Raw genomic sequence first — 16,732 nt, forward strand, 5'->3', positions numbered from 1 at the left:
GGCGCGTCAAGCGAAATCGCTGGCGCGCCTCAATCATTTCATCCTAACTTAATTGGCTAAACAAAGCAGCCATTATTGCGTTAGGCAGAAGCGAAACAAGCAATTACTTGTCGTCTTTCACTTCTTCGAACTCTGCATCAACAACATCGTCGTCTTGTTTTGCAGAAGATTGCTGTGCACCAGCATCCGCACCGCCTTGTTGCTGCTGTGCTTTAGCTTGTGCAATTTCCATTAGCTTTTGTGATTTTTCAGCTAGAGCTTGAGTTTTCGCTTCAATCTCTTCTTTGTTATCACTCTTAATCGAAGCTTCTAGCTCAGTAAGCGCAGCTTCAATTGCTTCTTTATCTTCTGCTGGTAATGCATCACCCGCTTCTTCGATTTGCTTGCGTGTGCCATGAACCATTGCATCTGCTTGGTTACGAGTCGCTACTAGCTCTTCGAATTTCTTATCTTCTTCAGCGTGCGCTTCAGCGTCACGAACCATTTTTTCTACTTCTTCATCGCTTAAACCTGAAGAAGCTTGGATTGTGATCTTCTGCTCTTTACCTGTATCTTTGTCTTTAGCCGATACATGTAAGATACCGTCCGCATCTACGTCGAATGTTACTTCGATTTGAGGTGTACCACGTTGTGCTGGGCGAATACCTTCTAGGTTAAATTGACCTAGAGATTTATTGTCGCTTGCACGCTTACGCTCACCTTGTAGTACGTGAATCGTTACCGCTGATTGATTGTCTTCAGCTGTTGAGAAAACTTGTGATTTCTTAGTAGGAATCGTCGTGTTTTTCTCAATTAATGCTGTCATTACTTGACCCATAGTCTCGATACCTAGTGATAACGGAGATACGTCAAGTAGTAGTACGTCTTTAACGTCACCAGCTAGAACACCACCTTGAATCGCTGCACCTACTGCAACTGCTTCATCTGGGTTAACATCTTTACGAGGTTCTTTACCAAAGAACTCAGCAACTGTTTTTTGTACTAAAGGCATACGTGTTTGACCACCAACAAGGATGATGTCATTTACGTCGCTTACTGATAAATCAGCATCAGCTAGTGCACGCTTAAGTGGCTCGATTGACTTAGTTACTAAGTCTTCAACAAGTGACTCAAGTTTTGCACGAGTAACTTTAACATTCATGTGCTTAGGACCAGTTGCGTCAGCAGTCACGTACGGTAAGTTAACTTCTGTTTGCTGTGCAGAAGAAAGTTCAATCTTCGCTTTTTCAGCAGCTTCTTTAACACGTTGCATTGCAAGTGGGTCATTTTTAAGATCGATGCCTTGATCTTTCTTAAACTCTTCAACTAAGTAGTTGATAACACGGTTATCAAAGTCTTCACCACCTAAGTGAGTGTCACCATTAGTTGCAAGAACTTCAAACGTGTGCTCACCTTCAACTTCGTCGATTTCGATGATAGAGATATCGAAAGTACCACCACCTAAGTCATATACTGCAACAACGTTTTCACCTTTGTTTTTGTCCATACCGTATGCAAGTGCAGCGGCTGTTGGCTCATTGATGATACGTTTAACTTCAAGACCTGCGATACGACCAGCATCTTTAGTAGCTTGACGTTGTGAGTCATTGAAGTATGCAGGAACTGTGATTACTGCCTCAGTAACCGCTTCACCTAGGAAGTCTTCTGCTGTTTTCTTCATTTTTTTCAGCACTTCTGCTGAAATTTGTGGTGCAGCACGTTTTTCGCCACGTGCTTCAACCCATGCATCACCGTTATCAGCTTTTACAATTTTAAAAGGCATGATACCGATATCGCGTTGTACTTCTTCGTCTTCAAAACGACGACCAATTAGACGCTTGATTGCAAATAATGTGTTAGTTGGGTTCGTTACTGCTTGGCGTTTTGCAGGTTGACCAACTAATGTTTCACCGTCTTGCGTATAAGCAATGATCGATGGTGTTGTGCGATCGCCTTCCGCGTTTTCAATAACACGTGCTTTATCACCGTCTAGTACTGCTACACAAGAGTTAGTAGTACCTAAATCGATTCCAATAATTCTACCCATGAATCTTCTCCAACTTCAAAATTCGTTAAAACGTTCGATGACTAGTAAATAGGGGTGCAGGAAACTGAATTCAACTGTAAAAATGAAAAAAATATACTTTTTTTTGAAATATTTTCTAAATGGACATTTTTTCCTCAAAAAAATAAGTTTTCAGATACATTCTTAAAATCAAACAAACTGGTCTGATGAGCTTAGCTATGCTATAAGAAAATAAGTATGATAAATAACAAGGAAAATTATGCATTTTGAACAATTGCTCGCAATGGCAACAGAGCTTGGTAAAGACAACACAAAAGTGATGCAGTTTCCAGAAAATTGGTGCCAAGGTAGAACTGCCTTTGGTGGCTTATCTGCAGCACTACTCTACCAAGCAATTCGTCAACATATTGATAGTTCTCGTAGGCTACTTTCATTAAGCACTAATTTTGTTGGACCGCTTCTTGCCGAAACTGACTTTACTATTGATGTCGACGTATTACGTGAAGGAAAGAATAGCGCTCAAGTACTAGCAAAAGTGATTCAGGGTGGTGAAGTCTGTGTAATAACTCAAGCCTGTTTTGGCGCACAACGACAATCAGGAGTTAAGGTTGATGTTACAAAAACAATGCAACTAACTCCTGTTAATGAGCAATTTGTTCTTCCATATTTAGAAGGGCAGATGCCAGCTTTCTTCCAACATATTTCCCTTTGCTTACAACAAGGCAATATGCCATTTACTAACTCAGATACGTCTCACTTAGGCGGTTGGATGAAATTTAAGCACATACCAGAACAGATGCAAGAGGCACATATAATCGCGTTAGCAGATGCATGGCCACCCACCCTGTTGCAAATGTATAAGCAACCAGCACCGGCGAGTAGCATGTCATGGTACATTGAATTTGTAGAAGAACCTGCCATTGCCCATAACGGGTGGCTTGGCTATGAAGCAATTACACATCATAGTAAAGATGGCTACGGTCTAGAAGATGGCTGTATTTGGAGTGAAGATGGCAAACTTATCGCTCTCAGTCGCCAGACCGTTGCGTTATTCGCGTAACTTAGAATTTAAAAGCTGGGCATATTCAGTTCCATCAAGGCGAATAATAGCTTGATATTCGCCTGACTCAATGATCTCATCAAGACCTAAATTAAAGACATTCTTTAACGTTTTACTATGAAAATACGCAGGTCTTGGTGCTTCTTTAAATATTGCATGCACAACAAACGGTTTTACTTCACCGCTTTGTTTGTATTTTTCAAAATAATACAAAAACACTCGACGCTCTAAAATAATAACATCAACCCAGCCTTTCATAAGGTGATCAACTTGTGCTTCTTGATTAACGACTTCTTCGTATGAGCGTAAAATATTGGTAACCGATTTAAATGGTGCTTCAATAAAATTGGTTGCGTTTTGAAACGCCAAAACACTCTTTCCCGCTAAATCATAAATACTGTTAATTTTTAACTCTTTATTAGCAAGGCTGACCGCTACATTTTGGTAGCGCAGCAGTTCGTCACTTTTATAGACTCGTGTCGTAAGTGCATCAGGAAAGTTAAGTACAATATCAACCTTACCATGCATTAGCTGTTGCTCAGCACGCTTATTCGACATGTAATGGATATCGATATTAGAAATACCTTGAGATTTCAAAGCCGCTTTTAGTATTTCGAGTTGGATTCCGCTGTTCGTGTCTTCAATAACATAAGGAGGTAAAGAGGAGCTTGCAGCAACAATAATTGGCTTTTGCGTATTTGGCTCTGATAAACACTCGCCTTTAACACTAACAAACAACATTAAAAGGATAAATAATTGCTTCACTGCTCACCTTAAAAATTAACTGTATTAAAAAGCGTAATCACTTTGTACAAATATTAGCTTATATTGAACAAAGGTGCATTTGAATTTATACACTATTTGATGCAAACTAAACTAAGTTCTTGTTTAAGAGACCATAAGTTTGCAAACAGCCTGTCCTAGCTGCGATCTTGTTATAGAGATCCCACACTTAAGTGCAAAACAAGTGGCATTATGCCCACATTGCAATACAAAGCTTTCGGCGTCGCAAGCTAATCAAGATAGCATGGTTGTCGCACTGAGTTTAAGTGCTATCGTTATGCTCTTTAGTAGTATGTTTTATCCATTTCTATCTTTTACAAGTAGCGGTATTACCCAAACAATCACCTTACCCGATGCCGCACGAATACTCTTTAATTACGACAACGACTTTTTAGGTTTGTTCATTGACACAAGTATTATCGGTCTGCCCCTACTTTTATTGGTACTAATAATTCCTCTGCATTTAGGTTTACTAAAAGCGCTACCATACCAATGGGGAAAAAGAATATTAAAAATTACCTTTGCGTTAGAACCTTGGATCATGTCGGAAATTTTTTTAATAGGCGTAATGGTGAGCATGGTCAAAATTATGTCGATGGCCGATATCGAGTTTGGTGTGAGCTTTTGGGCTTACAGTGCTTTTGTAATTTGCTATGTAGCGGTTACAGCAAAATTAAATAAACACTCTTTGTGGCACCAACTAAAAGAGCCTGACTATATAGAACAAACACAACCGAATATGCGTGCAATTGATCAAGGTTTAAGAGCTTGTCATGTATGTGGACAGCTATGTGCAACAAAAACCTGTTCACGCTGCCACTCTAAAACATACAGCCGTAACCCATTTAGTGTGCAAAAAGCTGCAGCTTGGTTAATTACCTCAGTCGCCTGTTATATACCAGCCAATGTCTACCCAATTATGTATACAACGAGTCTTGGCGATGAGATGCCATCGACTATTATTGGTGGGGTTATGATTTTATGGAATAGTGGATCTTACCCCATCGCGATGATTATCTTTTTAGCGAGTGTAGTTGTCCCTCTAGCAAAAGCGCTTATTTTAAGTTTTTTGTGTTTTATGGTTATGAGGCCTGCAAACAGGCAAACAAAAAGTTATACACGCATATATCAATTGACTGAATTTATTGGCAAATGGTCAATGATCGATGTATTTGTTGTGGCGATTCTAGTAGCCTTAGTACAACTAGGAAACCTAATGTCGGTCACCCCTGGCATTGGCACAATATTTTTTACTACCATGGTTATTTGCCAGATGTTGGCAGCCCATGCGTTTGATCCACGTTTATTGTGGGATAACCCAGATAACTTAAGTACTGCGAAACAAGAGACCTTGGCATGAGCGAAACCGCTAAAATAAAAACAGCGCCAAATATATCAGCAATCTGGATCATACCAGTTATTGCCTTATTAATTGGCGCATGGATGTTGTACCAGTATCAAGCGAATAAAGGCACCACCATCTTTATAAAAATGCCACATGCAGAAGGGATTGTGGCTGGTAAGACAGAAATAAAAGTGCGTAGCGTGAAGATTGGCCAAATTGACCATGTACGTTTGTCTGATAAACAAAATAGTGTAATAGCACGTGCACAAATTGATAAACATTATGACAACCTACTCACAGATGATGCAAAAATTTGGGTTGTAAAACCACGTATTGATGATACCGGTATAAGCGGAATGAGTACCTTACTGTCAGGGGTGTATTTAGAATTTGCACCCGGAGAGAGTAAAAGACTTGCCGAGAGTTTTGAACTTCAGGATGAACCAGCATTAATTGGTAAAGATGTTAAAGGTGGACGCTTTACACTGCTTAGCTATAACGCAGAGGTGCTTGATGTCAGCACTGGCATTTACTTCAAAGATTATAAAATTGGTCAAATAGAAACAGCAACCTTTGATTGGAAAAACCAAGCGATGAAATATGGTATTTTCATCAAGGAGCCTTATCAAAATTTGATCACCTTAAATTCCATATTTTGGGTTAACTCAGGCATTGAAATAGACCTGTCGGCTGATGGTATTAATGTAAATACTGGCTCATTAAGCAAACTACTAAAAGGGGGAATTTCAGTTGGTATTCCTGAACAACAAGCACCCGGTGAAGTTGCCAGTAATGGCCATAGTTTTTCATTAAGTAATAGTTATAAAGCTGCTTTAGAGGAACGTTTTTATGATTTTGACTATTACTTAATAGACTTTGAACAATCAATTCGTGGCTTACGCCCAGGCGCCCCCGTTGAATACCGAGGTATGCGCATCGGTAGTGTGGTCGAAGCACCTGCAAGTGTAATCATAGATGGCAAACCTGCGCACTTTAGAACCGATAACACCGCAGTACCTGCCCTTGTGAAAATTGAATATGGTCGCCTATACCACGACAGCACTGCAGCGCGTGAGTTTTGGCATTCAAGTTTAGATGGCTGGATCAAGAGCGGCCTTCGTGCCTCGCTGAAACCAGGTAATTTATTGACCGGAGCTGTGTATGTCGACTTAGACATATATGATAACGCAGAACCCGCCGAATTAAAGACCATAGCTGAGTACACAGTATTCCCTAGTGTGTCGAGCGGCATAACAGTATTAGCCGACCAAGTATCTGATGTATTGAATAAAGTTAATAACCTTAAAATTGAAGATAGCTTAGCGCAAATGCAGACCACATTTGCCGAGTATCAAGCACTTGCTCAAGACATGAGAGAGCTACTGAATAAACAAGATACTCAAGACTTACCGGGTGATATTAATCGCAACTTTGCAGAAATGACAAAAAGCATGCAACAATTCGATAAAACCATGAAACAATTTGAAAAAACCATGGCAAGCTACGAGCAAGGTTCAACGTTCCACCAGCAGTTGCAAACAACATTGTCTGAATTTAAACGTTTAAGTGAAGAGCTCCAACCGCTCACTCGTGGCTTAAACCAGCAACCTAATATGTTGATTTTTGATAAAGAGCTACCAGCAGATCCAACGCCGAGGAAACAATAATGAACTATAAACTCTGTGCTTCAATTGCATCAGTGCTATTACTATCGGCCTGCAGCCAAACTTCGTTTTCAACTATTGAGTATTATCAATTTTCGCAACCAATAGTTGCAATGCAACGCTTAGCTGAGAATACTCAAGCTCAACTCAGAATTAACACGGTACAATTACGCGGTGCGCTAAATAATCGTGGTATTGCTATGGTATTAGATAACAACAGAGTGAACGCTGCTAACTATCACCTATGGAGTGAATCACCTGATTTAATGTTAACTGCAAGTGCCCATCAACAACTTTACACTGAACTTAATAATTGGATGGTAATAAAAGGTTTACCTGTAATTACTGATTTAGATCAGCAAAGCTTTTATGAATTAGAGTTTGAACTACATCACTTTAACGGTGATGAGAAAGGTAATGCCAACATCGCTGGGCTTTGGCGCTTGTACTATACAACGCCAGACACGGGCCGAAAATTAAAAGCTGTAAACTATTTTAATGAGCTTACGCCTTTAAAAGAGAGTGACTACGAAGGACTTGTTGCCACACTTGAATCTTCTTGGCTTAAAGTCAACAAACAAGTAGCAAACGACATTTCAAAGCTTGCTCTTTAATAAAAGTTTTAGTGGCTGATTGTCTTCGTTAATGATGACATCACCGATATACTCAAAACCAAGTTTTTGTAAAACTTTCTGCGAACCAATATTTGTTTGCGAGGTGATTGCTGTAAGTATACCAAACTCTAATACATGCTTTTTAGCCAGCAATAACTTTGCAGCTGATGTTGTTATACCCTTGCCTTCATACTTGGCTAGCAGTGCAAATCCTAAATCAGGAATAGCTAACGCATCTCGCTGAAAGAGACCCACCATGCCAACAGGTGTACCATCAGATAAACATACTATGTAACTACCAAACCCAAATTGCTGGTGGCTGTTAACAAAGTTTTGTTGAATATAATGTTCAGCTTGTGCTGGAGTATTTATATTTTTATTGCCGATATGCTCTAAAAATGTTGCTTGATTTAATAGCTCGACAATAAAGGTGGCATCATCTGGATGCCCTGCCCTTAAATATATATCTAACACTTGTTAAAACACCTTACTGACGACTTCATGAGTAAAATTAAGGCAATCAAGCACTCGCTCTTTTTGAACTGTTGAAAGCTCATCAATAGGGAAATAACGATATTCAGTATGCTCATTGCTTAACATTATCTCAGCATCATCATCCATATAAGCACGAAAAATAAACACATGAGAGTTGAACACAGTGTGATAATAGACACCACTTAAATAACCTATTTCAACGTCGCAATTAAGTTCTTCTTGGCATTCGCGCAGTAGCGCTTGATGAATGGTTTCGCCTTTATCTAAAGCTCCGCCAGGTAGCCCCCAACTATTTTGACCATAGTTAGCTTTTAGTAACAACACCTGACCTTGACTATTGGTGATAACTGCATGACTACTGAGCCTGTAAGTATCTGAAAAAGCCATAAACTCTTTGCTCAATTATAATAACTATGTGACATAATTGATGAGTGTAAAGTAATTATCCCCACAATAAAAATTCTTATTGACTAAAATTATATTCAGGATTATTTTCCATGCGATGTTTTGGGCAAAACAAAAGCAGTATACCCTCTATACTGTCTGGCGCCAGCCAACGCAGGCACTTCCCCTAACGGGTCCATAAAGTGTGTTCGCGTAAAGCAGTTACTTGAGTCTATAGACTTTTGATTTCTGTAAGCAATCTCGCATTGCTTAACTGTGTGAAAAATATAATGCAAGAACCTTCTGCGTTAAGTTTACTGCCACCAGTAGTTGTGGTTGTTTTGGCCGTATTTTTACGCCGCCCTATTTTATCTTTACTTATTGGTGCTTTGTTTGGTTTAGCCATGCTAGGGCCTGATGCTGTGCTATCTAATTTTGCTGATATATCATTAAAAGTAATGCAAGACGAAACCATTGCCTGGCTTATTCTTGTTTGTGGTGGCTTTGGCGCTTTAATTGCTTTACTGGTAAGAACTGGTGGAGCCAGTGCATTCGCCGAATTTGCGTTAAAGTTTGCCAAAGGTCAGCGTTCATCTTTGCTTATGACATTTGTGTTAGGCGTGATTATTTTTATCGATGATTACCTAAATGCATTAACAGTGGGTGAAACCATGAAGCGTATCACCGACAAGTTTAAAATAAGTCGCGAAATGCTCGCTTATGTTGTTGACTCAACAGCGGCACCTATCTGTGTGCTTGTGCCACTATCAACATGGGCGGTATTTTTTGGTGGCCTATTAGTCGATAACAATGTCGCACCTGAAGGCCAAGGTATTGCCGTTTACATCCAAGCTATTCCTTATATGTTATATGCTTGGTTTGCAGTAATTGTTGTATTACTGGTCAGCTTAAATGTAATACCGGCTTTTGGTCCGATGAAGAAAGCACAACTCTGTGCCATCAACAATCAAATCGAAATTTCAAATAACCAATACACAGATATTCAAACAGCTGATGAATATGCTGTAAAAGCAGCAGAAGAAAACTTTGAAACAGCAGCATCGAACGGCAAGCTATATAATTTTCTAGTTCCAATTATATTACTTGTCGCGTTTACCGTTTACTTCGACATTGATGTATACAAAGGATTACTCGCGACCTTTGCTGTGGTACTACCATTTTATATATTACAAAAGTTGATGACATTGTCAGAACTTATTGAGCGTATGTTGGATGGCTTTAAAAGTATGATCCCCGCTATAGGGACTGTAGTTGCAGCTTTTATATTTAAAGATGTGTGTGATCAATTAATGCTTCCGCAATATGTGATCAATACCTTAAGCCCTTACATGACCGCACAATACTTGCCTGCAGTGGTATTTTTAGCAATGGCAGTACTTGCCTTCGCAACGGGTTCTAGCTGGGGCATTTTCGCAGTAACGATCCCTATTGTGATGCCACTTGCTTACGCTATTGATGCCAATATTCCTTTAGTAATTGGCGCTTTATTGTCAGCATCGTCGTTTGGTAGTCAAGCGTGCTTCTATTCTGATTCCACAGTTCTTGCAGCACAAGGCTCTGGTTGTGATTTAGTCAGCCACGCTATTACGCAACTTCCTTACACCTTACTAGCAGCAACAGCTGCGTTTATTGGATTTTTACTTATTGCATAATAGAAAAGCCCAAGCAATTGCTTGGGCTTTTGTTTATCAACTATTAAGTTACTTTTGGAATTTAATTCCTTTGTAGTAAGTCTCTAAACTGTCGACTTTAGTTTGGTTTTTAAGATCTGCGAATGGTTTATCAGCAAACTTACTACCACGCATTTGAATGTTCAAACGCGGAGCTTGATCGTTTAGCATGGTTTTCTTGTAGTAGTCTTTAAGATCTGCCAAGGTTACGTTTTCAACTTCGGCGATAAGCTTTTCCTTAGAATCAAACTTAAAGTTCTCACGGTACCAATCAGAAATCAGAGGTGACATTTCATCACTTAGGTTCTTAGGTTGCTCTTTTAAAGACACAAGCGTTGCATTTTTAAGTTGTGCAAATGTTTCTTCTGTCATGTTATCAAGCTCTACAGCATATTGCTTCTTAAACTCATCAAAACGCGCTTGCATTTCTTTCGGGCCTTTCACTGGTGTTTGGATATAAAGGCCTAAAGCAGAATAATCTTCAATAGGACGAGCTAAAGCACCAACTGCATAAGCAAGTTGTTCTTCTGTTCGTAACTTATCGAACGCAACGGTTCTAAAGTGACTTTGTAAGATTTGCGCTTGCGCTTTTTGTTTATAGCCAGGAGTTGGGTGAACAACCATATCAATGATAGCCACATCAGCTACATCGATATCTTTTTGCAGCACAATGCGCTCACCAGGTTGAGGTAACCATGCTTTGCTTCTGGCAAACTCCGTTGCTTTATGACCTTTAGGCAGAATAGCTGTTAGCTTACTAGCAATAGATTCAACGTCATTTTGGTTATAATTACCAAACGTGAATACGCGTAAATCATTTGCAGCAAGAGTTGATTGCTTGATAGCAGCAAAATCTGCAAGAGTTAGCGCATCTGCCGCTGCAATCAAGGTTTCAGTATCAAATTTACCGCTACGAGTAAGCTTCGAGTACTCACCAAATGCTTGATAGAAAGGGAACTGCTTTTGCTGATTTAGTAAATCACGCTTAAAACGATCGATAGCTTGTGCAAAGCCTTCTTTAGACACATCTAACGTTAGATTTTCAAGAGCCTGAGCTAGAAGCACATCTTGCTTATCTGTAAAGCCACTAAGCGATAGCACAAGGCCATTACTTGGTTGTAACCCTAAACTCATACCGGCAACTGCTGCTTCTGTACTTAATTTACTTTGTTGTAAGTTATAAAGATCAGCCCAAATTGAGTAAAGAACTTGCGATTTTACATTCACAAGGGCATCTGGCGTATTGATGTAAACTTCTACAAGGCCTTTTGGTTGCTCAGCAAACTGCTGACTAGCTTGACGCCAAACTTTAACACCTTGCTTATCAAATACCAGTTCAGGGTGCGCTTGTTGTTTAAATTCAGCAGTCTTAATTGCAAAGCTTTCTGGTAATAAGCGGTTTACTGTTGGTAATGCTAAAGCGTATTCGCTTGGTTTGTTCCAACTAGCAACTTCTGCTTCACTGATGTCTTCTATACGATATTTACCATCATAGAAATGTAGCTGTGAATCTGTTTCTTCTTGCTTTGAAATATACCAAATACGTAAAGTATCTTCATTTAATTGCGAAAGTACATTTTGCACCGCATCTGCATCAAACTGAGCATAATAGTAAGGTGCGTTTATTGCGTTGTTCACAGGGAACTTTTGCATGCTATCAGTAAGGTTACTCACATAACCAAACTCATCACCTTTTTCGAGGAATTGAAATTCGTTATTTAGAGAGGTACGAATTTCATTAAAGTATTTGCTATCAACCCCCTGCTCTTTAATAAGCGCAATGTACTGCATAACCATAGCAACAATTTCTTCGCGGTTTTGCATGCCAGCATCAGTCAATTCAATATTAACCGTTAAGCTGCCGTAGTTACCATATTGTGTTGGTGCATCTGAAGCAGATAAACGTGATACCCAGCCTTTATCACGCAAAATTTGTGCAGGACTACCTTGCATTTCGTTACTTAAAAGGTAAGAAACAAAACGATTTGGTTTTACCGCAAATTGTGAACTGTTATCTGCAATTGTGAACTCTAACTGTAGCTGTTTTACATCTTCATTTGGTGAGTAGTAAACACGCTTTCCGCCAGCAACAGAAAAGTCTAACTTATCAGTCACAGTAGGTTTTTCGATGTTTTTATTTTCAATATCAGCAAAATACTGTTTAGCTTTTGCTTCCATTTCAGCCAGTGGACGATTTGAGATCATCGCCACTTTCATAATGTTCGATGAATAATATTTGTTATAGAAAGCAACGGTTTCTTTATGTAAATTGCTGCCTTCTTTATCTCCTAAGGTTTCTAGGTTACCAATCAAGAAGCGGTTTGCAGGATGTGAGCCCATCATTTGACGTGCCAGTTTAAACTGACCAAAAAAGTCCATTTCACGACGCATTGACCACTCAGCGTTTACCGCATTTTTTTCTTTGTCTGTGTATTCAGGGTAAAGCTTTGGTGATTTAAAGAAATCTGCAAAGCGGTCAAGTGCTTCGTCGTAGGCATCGTTATTAACTTTGAACATGTAGTTTGTGATATCTAACCAGGTGTAAGCATTATGTGCGCCACCATTTTTAGTCATAAAATCACTGTAACCTTTAGTGTCTGGGTAACGATCTGTACCAAGGAACAACATGTGCTCTAGATAATGAGCCATACCTTGTTGCGACATAGGGTCGTGCAATAAACCAACACCAACACTAAGTGCAGCAGCTGACTTCTCAGCACTTGGATCTGAAATTAGAATTACATCAATTTCGTTATCGAGTTTTAATGTTTTATATTCGCGGGTGTCGTTTGGACTGATTACCAACGAATCAGGAATAAGGTTAGTATTAGCAGCAGGAGGCGTTGTGGTAGAAGTAGAAGAACAACCTGCTAGCACTGCAAATGCGATTGCACTAAGTCCTATTATTTTTTTCATTATTTTGTATCCATTAGAAATTGAATAAATTTTTATTTATCATGTGTTTTCGAGCGCCGCAATTCAATGCTTTTCAGCTAAGTTACAGCAAAACTTTGTAACACATTGTGAAAATGCAGTACTTACGGTTAAGATTAATAGCAATAACTATAACAAAGGATGAGCTATGGAAAAGTGGCTAATTGTAGCAATGTTCACTCAGGTCTTTCTGACTTTTACTGTGATGTACATTATGGGTAAACGTCGTTTTCGTGCAGCAAAACAAAAAACTATTGAAATGAAAGACTTCTTAACAATGGAACTTGAAAAGGCTGGGGATAACGTTCGCGTAGCAGATCGTAACTTTATTAATCAATTCGAAATGCCTGTGCTGTTTTTTATTGCGTGTTTAACAGCCCTGCAAGTAAATGCTGTGGGCACTGTTTTTGTTGCACTTTCTTGGGTTTATGTTGCATTAAGAATTATTCATAGCGTAATACACTTAACATCAAATACCTTAAAATCCCGCTATTATAGTTTCGTTGTCAGTAGCTTTATTATGCTAATAATGTGGGTTCTAATTTTAGTAAGAATCTTCTAATAATCAGGAACATCAAAAAATAAGGCGCTTTTTAGCGCCTTATATATACCCAAGCCACCTCAAGATGCAGAATTCAGCGTTTCACAGGAGCTTAATATCAAGGCGTTACTTTGCAAGAATGGCATCCCCTTTTAAGAAGTAACAACGATGAGAGTAAGTGCCTGTGAAGCGTCCAAAGGGTTGGTTTAAAAGCGATTTATACTGCGTTATTGATTTTAACAATAGAACCACTATTACTTGCAATCAATGCCTTGCCTAAATCGCTTTTAATTCCAACTGAAACTCGCATCTTGAGGTGGTTTGGGTATACTTTGTTGGTTGGAATTATTTACGACGAGTAAAACCTGCTAGGGCCAATAAAGATAACATCCACGCAAGACTACCACCGGAACTACTTCCGTCGTTATCAGATGAATTATCTTGATCAATTAATGTATTTTCTTTTGGTGATAAAGAAGCAGAAGAATTAGGATCATCATCAACCACAGTGACACTATTTATATAAAATAAGTTCTCACCATTAAAACCTGATGTTGTAGTTGGGCACTGATCTTCATTTAAATTTACGACAGGAATTTCGCCGCAGTGGACTAAAGATGTAATTTGTTCTAAAACATCCATGCTTGTTACAGTAACTTCACCAAACACTGTAAAGCCGCCGTTTTGCAGGTCTAGATTAGCACTGTTATCTTTTAAGTTAAAAAACCACTGACTTGTCGCACTATTAGCATTGCCACCAATTTTGGCCATTGCAATAGTACCTTTAACATTCGATAGTTCAGGCTCGTTCATAATAGAGTCTTTGGTTTCAATTTCTGTAAAATCAGTTTCAAATTTAAAGCCACCACCTTGTAAAACAAAATTATCAACTGAACGGTGGATTACCGTACCATCATAGCTACCGTCAGCCACATAATTTAAAAAGTTTTCAACGGTAACAGGCGTATGTTGGTCATAAAGGTGAACAGTAATACTGCCAAGATCAGTCTGCATTTCTACAATTGTAGCATTGGCAGAGAAACAGCTTGTTAATAGTGCTGTTGCAAGTAAGTGTTTTTTCATTGTTTATCTTTCCTGATAATTTTTATTATAAAACTGCTTGAAGCTTAAACAAAAATAATATGCGCTTAAATAGCAAACAAAATAGTTACACAAAACACGCCAAAGCAATTACAACTCAGTTACATTTATTCACACGATGTATTCATTTTGGTTATAAAAAGTTTGAACATTAAATCAAAATCGTCTTATCAAATAGACAGAGTTTGTTAGTATTTGCACGACAACAATGAACACACAGGAAATAACCATGGCGAATGAAGAGAACGCGATATGCGATTTTGGCCTACACCAAGGTGAGCCATACAGTAAGTTACCAGCTAGTTTTTTAAACTGGATGGTAGGCAATAATCATCAGAAATCACACTACGCAGAACAAGAACTACAACGCCGTCAACTTGCCGCAACAGGGCAACTGAATATAGAAAATGACAATAAAAGTTTATAAAAGACATTTAATTTAAACTTAAGTCGTTTAAACTATGCGCATAATTAACCTACTGCTTTAATCAGGCAAACAATTATGCGCTTTTTTTTACTAATATCGCTACTGGTTACCTTAACCGCGTGTAGCTCATCCTCTAACAATACAAATTCAGTACAATATTTAACTCTGCTTCATACTAATGATAACCATGGTCGCTTTTGGCACAATGAACAAGGCGAGTATGGCATGGCAGCTCGTAAAACGTTGATCGATCGACTAAGAGCCAATGCTAAAGCACAAGGACATGCCGTATTACTTCTTTCTGGAGGCGATATCAACACAGGCATTCCAGAGTCTGACTTACAACACGCAGAGCCAGATTTTAAGGGTATGTCTTTAATAGGTTATGATGCCATGGCAATTGGTAATCATGAGTTTGATAATCCATTAACTGTACTTGAACAACAGCAACAGTGGTCAAACTTTCCATTTTTATCTGCCAACATTATTGATAAGAAAACAGGTGAGCCACGCTACCAAGCTTACGAAATCTTTGAGAAAAACGGTCTTAAAATAGCTGTCATCGGCTTAACAACAACAGATACAGCTAAAATCGGTAACCCGCAATATATTGGTAGCCTTGACTTTAAAGGACCTGTGACAGTAACAGCCAATCTAGTTCCTAAAATCAAAGCTAAATATAACCCTGATATTACGATTGCAGTGACACACATGGGTCACTATGTTGATGCAAACTTTGGTATTAATGCGCCGGGTGATGTAACAATGGCCCGTAACTTACCCGAAGGCATGCTTGATATTATTGTTGGCGGCCATTCACAAGAGCCTGTTTGTATGAAAGAGGCCAATGTGGCAGACGAGAGCTTCATGCCAGGGAAAGCTTGTAAGCCAGATCAACAAAATGGTACTTGGATCATGCAAGCTCATGAATGGGGTAAATATGTTGGTAAAGCCGAGTTTAAATTAGAAAATGATGAATTAACACTGCTTAATTACGAACTGATCCCAGTAAATCTTTATATCGATGATGAAAATGGTAATAAAAAGCTTGCTGCTGATTACATCGAACCTAACAAAGGATTACAAGATGTACTCGCGGTTTATCAGAAAAAAGGCGCAGCTCAAATTGCAGGTAAGATAGGTTCTGTTGATGCAAAGCTAGAAGGTGATCGTAACAAAGTACGCTACGAGCAAGTAAACTTAGCTCGCGTAATTATTGCAGCACAAATGCAATCTGTCGGAGCTGACTTTGGCTTGATCAGCGGTGGCGGTATTCGCGATAGTATTCAGGCAGGCGATGTCAGTTATAAAGATATTTTAAAAGTACATCCTTTTAAAAACCGTATCACTTATATTGATATGACAGGCCAAGAGTTATTCGATTACTTGTCGGTTGTCACTTCTTTCCCACCTGATTCTGGTGCCTACTTACAATACTATAAATTAAGCTTTAAGCGCGATGACGACACATTATCTAATGTTAAAATTGCCGGCAAACCGCTTGATATGGCAAAAACATATCGTATGAGTATTAACAGCTATAATGCCTCGGGCGGTGATGGCTACCCTACTCTTACAAATAAAGAAGGCTTTGTTAGCACTGATGATACGGATGCACAGGCACTAAAACGTTTCTTTGAACAAAATAGTCCTGTTAAAGCGGCTGATTACGCGCCTAAGTAACAATA

Annotated in this window: 14 protein-coding genes; 8 read left to right on the forward strand and 6 right to left on the reverse strand. The window is 39.0% G+C overall.

Annotation, left to right across the window (positions count from 1 at the left end; all coding sequences use genetic code 11):
- Nucleotides 1-103: 103 nt before the first annotated feature.
- Complete coding sequence (gene dnaK, locus J3455_RS00690) at nt 104-2,026, reverse strand: molecular chaperone DnaK (RefSeq protein ID WP_130052405.1); 1,923 nt, start codon at nt 2,024-2,026, stop codon at nt 104-106.
- A gap of 238 nt (nt 2,027-2,264) precedes the next feature.
- Between dnaK and J3455_RS00695 the strand changes: the two genes are divergently transcribed.
- Nucleotides 2,265-3,065: an acyl-CoA thioesterase gene (locus J3455_RS00695; protein ID WP_130052406.1), complete on the forward strand. Its 801-nt coding sequence runs from the start codon at nt 2,265-2,267 to the stop codon at nt 3,063-3,065.
- Here J3455_RS00695 and J3455_RS00700 read toward each other — a convergent pair.
- Nucleotides 3,054-3,830 carry a substrate-binding periplasmic protein gene (locus J3455_RS00700; RefSeq protein WP_239977856.1) on the reverse strand — a complete coding sequence of 259 codons (777 nt, stop codon included), beginning with the start codon at nt 3,828-3,830 and terminating at the stop codon, nt 3,054-3,056. The genes J3455_RS00695 and J3455_RS00700 overlap by 12 nt on opposite strands.
- Nucleotides 3,831-3,969: 139 nt before the next feature.
- Between J3455_RS00700 and J3455_RS00705 the strand changes: the two genes are divergently transcribed.
- From J3455_RS00705 to J3455_RS00715, 3 genes are read left to right on the forward strand one after another with little or no spacing between them, the layout of a single operon-like run.
- A complete protein-coding gene (locus J3455_RS00705; RefSeq protein ID WP_130052407.1) occupies nt 3,970-5,208 on the forward strand; it encodes a PqiA/YebS family transporter subunit in 1,239 nt (412 codons plus the stop codon).
- Nucleotides 5,205-6,860 carry an intermembrane transport protein PqiB gene (gene pqiB, locus J3455_RS00710; protein WP_130052408.1) on the forward strand — a complete coding sequence of 552 codons (1,656 nt, stop codon included), beginning with the start codon at nt 5,205-5,207 and terminating at the stop codon, nt 6,858-6,860. The genes J3455_RS00705 and pqiB overlap by 4 nt, the downstream gene beginning before the upstream one ends.
- The gene (locus J3455_RS00715) at nt 6,860-7,471 is read left to right on the forward strand and encodes a PqiC family protein (RefSeq protein WP_349560756.1); all 612 of its coding nucleotides are present in this window, start codon (nt 6,860-6,862) and stop codon (nt 7,469-7,471) included. Before pqiB ends, J3455_RS00715 begins: the two co-directional genes overlap by 1 nt.
- On the opposite strand, the gene J3455_RS00720 is transcribed toward J3455_RS00715, so the two are convergent.
- Both J3455_RS00720 and J3455_RS00725 read right to left on the reverse strand, forming a co-directional pair.
- The gene (locus J3455_RS00720; protein ID WP_130052410.1) at nt 7,454-7,945 is read right to left on the reverse strand and encodes a GNAT family N-acetyltransferase; all 492 of its coding nucleotides are present in this window, start codon (nt 7,943-7,945) and stop codon (nt 7,454-7,456) included. The genes J3455_RS00715 and J3455_RS00720 overlap by 18 nt on opposite strands.
- Nucleotides 7,946-7,948: 3 nt before the next feature.
- On the reverse strand, nt 7,949-8,353 hold the full coding sequence (locus J3455_RS00725; RefSeq protein WP_349560757.1) for an NUDIX hydrolase: 405 nt from the start codon (nt 8,351-8,353) through the stop codon (nt 7,949-7,951).
- 287 nt (nt 8,354-8,640) lie between these two features.
- Here J3455_RS00725 and J3455_RS00730 point away from each other — a divergent pair, with 287 nt between their 5' ends.
- The gene (locus J3455_RS00730; protein WP_130052412.1) at nt 8,641-10,023 is read left to right on the forward strand and encodes a Na+/H+ antiporter NhaC family protein; all 1,383 of its coding nucleotides are present in this window, start codon (nt 8,641-8,643) and stop codon (nt 10,021-10,023) included.
- Nucleotides 10,024-10,071: 48 nt separating this feature from the next.
- Here the strand turns inward: J3455_RS00730 and J3455_RS00735 are convergent, their stop codons facing one another.
- A complete protein-coding gene (locus tag J3455_RS00735) occupies nt 10,072-12,957 on the reverse strand; it encodes an insulinase family protein (RefSeq protein ID WP_349560758.1) in 2,886 nt (961 codons plus the stop codon).
- Between the two features lie 166 nt (nt 12,958-13,123).
- On the opposite strand from J3455_RS00735, the gene J3455_RS00740 reads away from it, so the two are divergent.
- Nucleotides 13,124-13,537, forward strand: a complete 414-nt coding sequence (locus J3455_RS00740; RefSeq protein WP_349560760.1) for an MAPEG family protein — start codon at nt 13,124-13,126, stop codon at nt 13,535-13,537.
- 324 nt (nt 13,538-13,861) lie between these two features.
- Here the strand turns inward: J3455_RS00740 and J3455_RS00745 are convergent, their stop codons facing one another.
- On the reverse strand, nt 13,862-14,599 hold the full coding sequence (locus tag J3455_RS00745; RefSeq protein ID WP_349560761.1) for a peptidylprolyl isomerase: 738 nt from the start codon (nt 14,597-14,599) through the stop codon (nt 13,862-13,864).
- A gap of 247 nt (nt 14,600-14,846) precedes the next feature.
- Between J3455_RS00745 and J3455_RS00750 the strand changes: the two genes are divergently transcribed.
- On the forward strand, nt 14,847-15,044 hold the full coding sequence (locus J3455_RS00750; RefSeq protein WP_130052416.1) for a hypothetical protein: 198 nt from the start codon (nt 14,847-14,849) through the stop codon (nt 15,042-15,044).
- Between the two features lie 75 nt (nt 15,045-15,119).
- On the forward strand, nt 15,120-16,727 hold the full coding sequence (gene ushA / locus J3455_RS00755; protein WP_167657285.1) for a bifunctional UDP-sugar hydrolase/5'-nucleotidase UshA: 1,608 nt from the start codon (nt 15,120-15,122) through the stop codon (nt 16,725-16,727).
- Nucleotides 16,728-16,732: the final 5 nt, after the last annotated feature.

This window comes from Pseudoalteromonas sp. NFXS39 (assembly GCF_040148775.1).
GTDB classification, from domain to species: domain Bacteria; phylum Pseudomonadota; class Gammaproteobacteria; order Enterobacterales; family Alteromonadaceae; genus Pseudoalteromonas; species Pseudoalteromonas apostichopi.

Excerpts from the sequence above, each read along its gene's own strand:
- J3455_RS00725 (WP_349560757.1), bottom strand. The coding sequence starts at position 8,353 with ATGGCTTTTTCAGATACTTACAGGCTCAGTAGTCATGCAGTTATCACC.
- J3455_RS00695 (WP_130052406.1), top strand. The coding sequence starts at position 2,265 with ATGCATTTTGAACAATTGCTCGCAATGGCAACAGAGCTTGGTAAAGAC.
- pqiB (WP_130052408.1), top strand. The coding sequence starts at position 5,205 with ATGAGCGAAACCGCTAAAATAAAAACAGCGCCAAATATATCAGCAATC.
- J3455_RS00735 (WP_349560758.1), bottom strand. The coding sequence starts at position 12,957 with ATGAAAAAAATAATAGGACTTAGTGCAATCGCATTTGCAGTGCTAGCA.
- J3455_RS00730 (WP_130052412.1), top strand. The coding sequence starts at position 8,641 with ATGCAAGAACCTTCTGCGTTAAGTTTACTGCCACCAGTAGTTGTGGTT.
- J3455_RS00740 (WP_349560760.1), top strand. The coding sequence starts at position 13,124 with ATGGAAAAGTGGCTAATTGTAGCAATGTTCACTCAGGTCTTTCTGACT.
- ushA (WP_167657285.1), top strand. The coding sequence starts at position 15,120 with ATGCGCTTTTTTTTACTAATATCGCTACTGGTTACCTTAACCGCGTGT.
- dnaK (WP_130052405.1), bottom strand. The coding sequence starts at position 2,026 with ATGGGTAGAATTATTGGAATCGATTTAGGTACTACTAACTCTTGTGTA.
- J3455_RS00715 (WP_349560756.1), top strand. The coding sequence starts at position 6,860 with ATGAACTATAAACTCTGTGCTTCAATTGCATCAGTGCTATTACTATCG.
- J3455_RS00750 (WP_130052416.1), top strand. The coding sequence starts at position 14,847 with ATGGCGAATGAAGAGAACGCGATATGCGATTTTGGCCTACACCAAGGT.
- J3455_RS00745 (WP_349560761.1), bottom strand. The coding sequence starts at position 14,599 with ATGAAAAAACACTTACTTGCAACAGCACTATTAACAAGCTGTTTCTCT.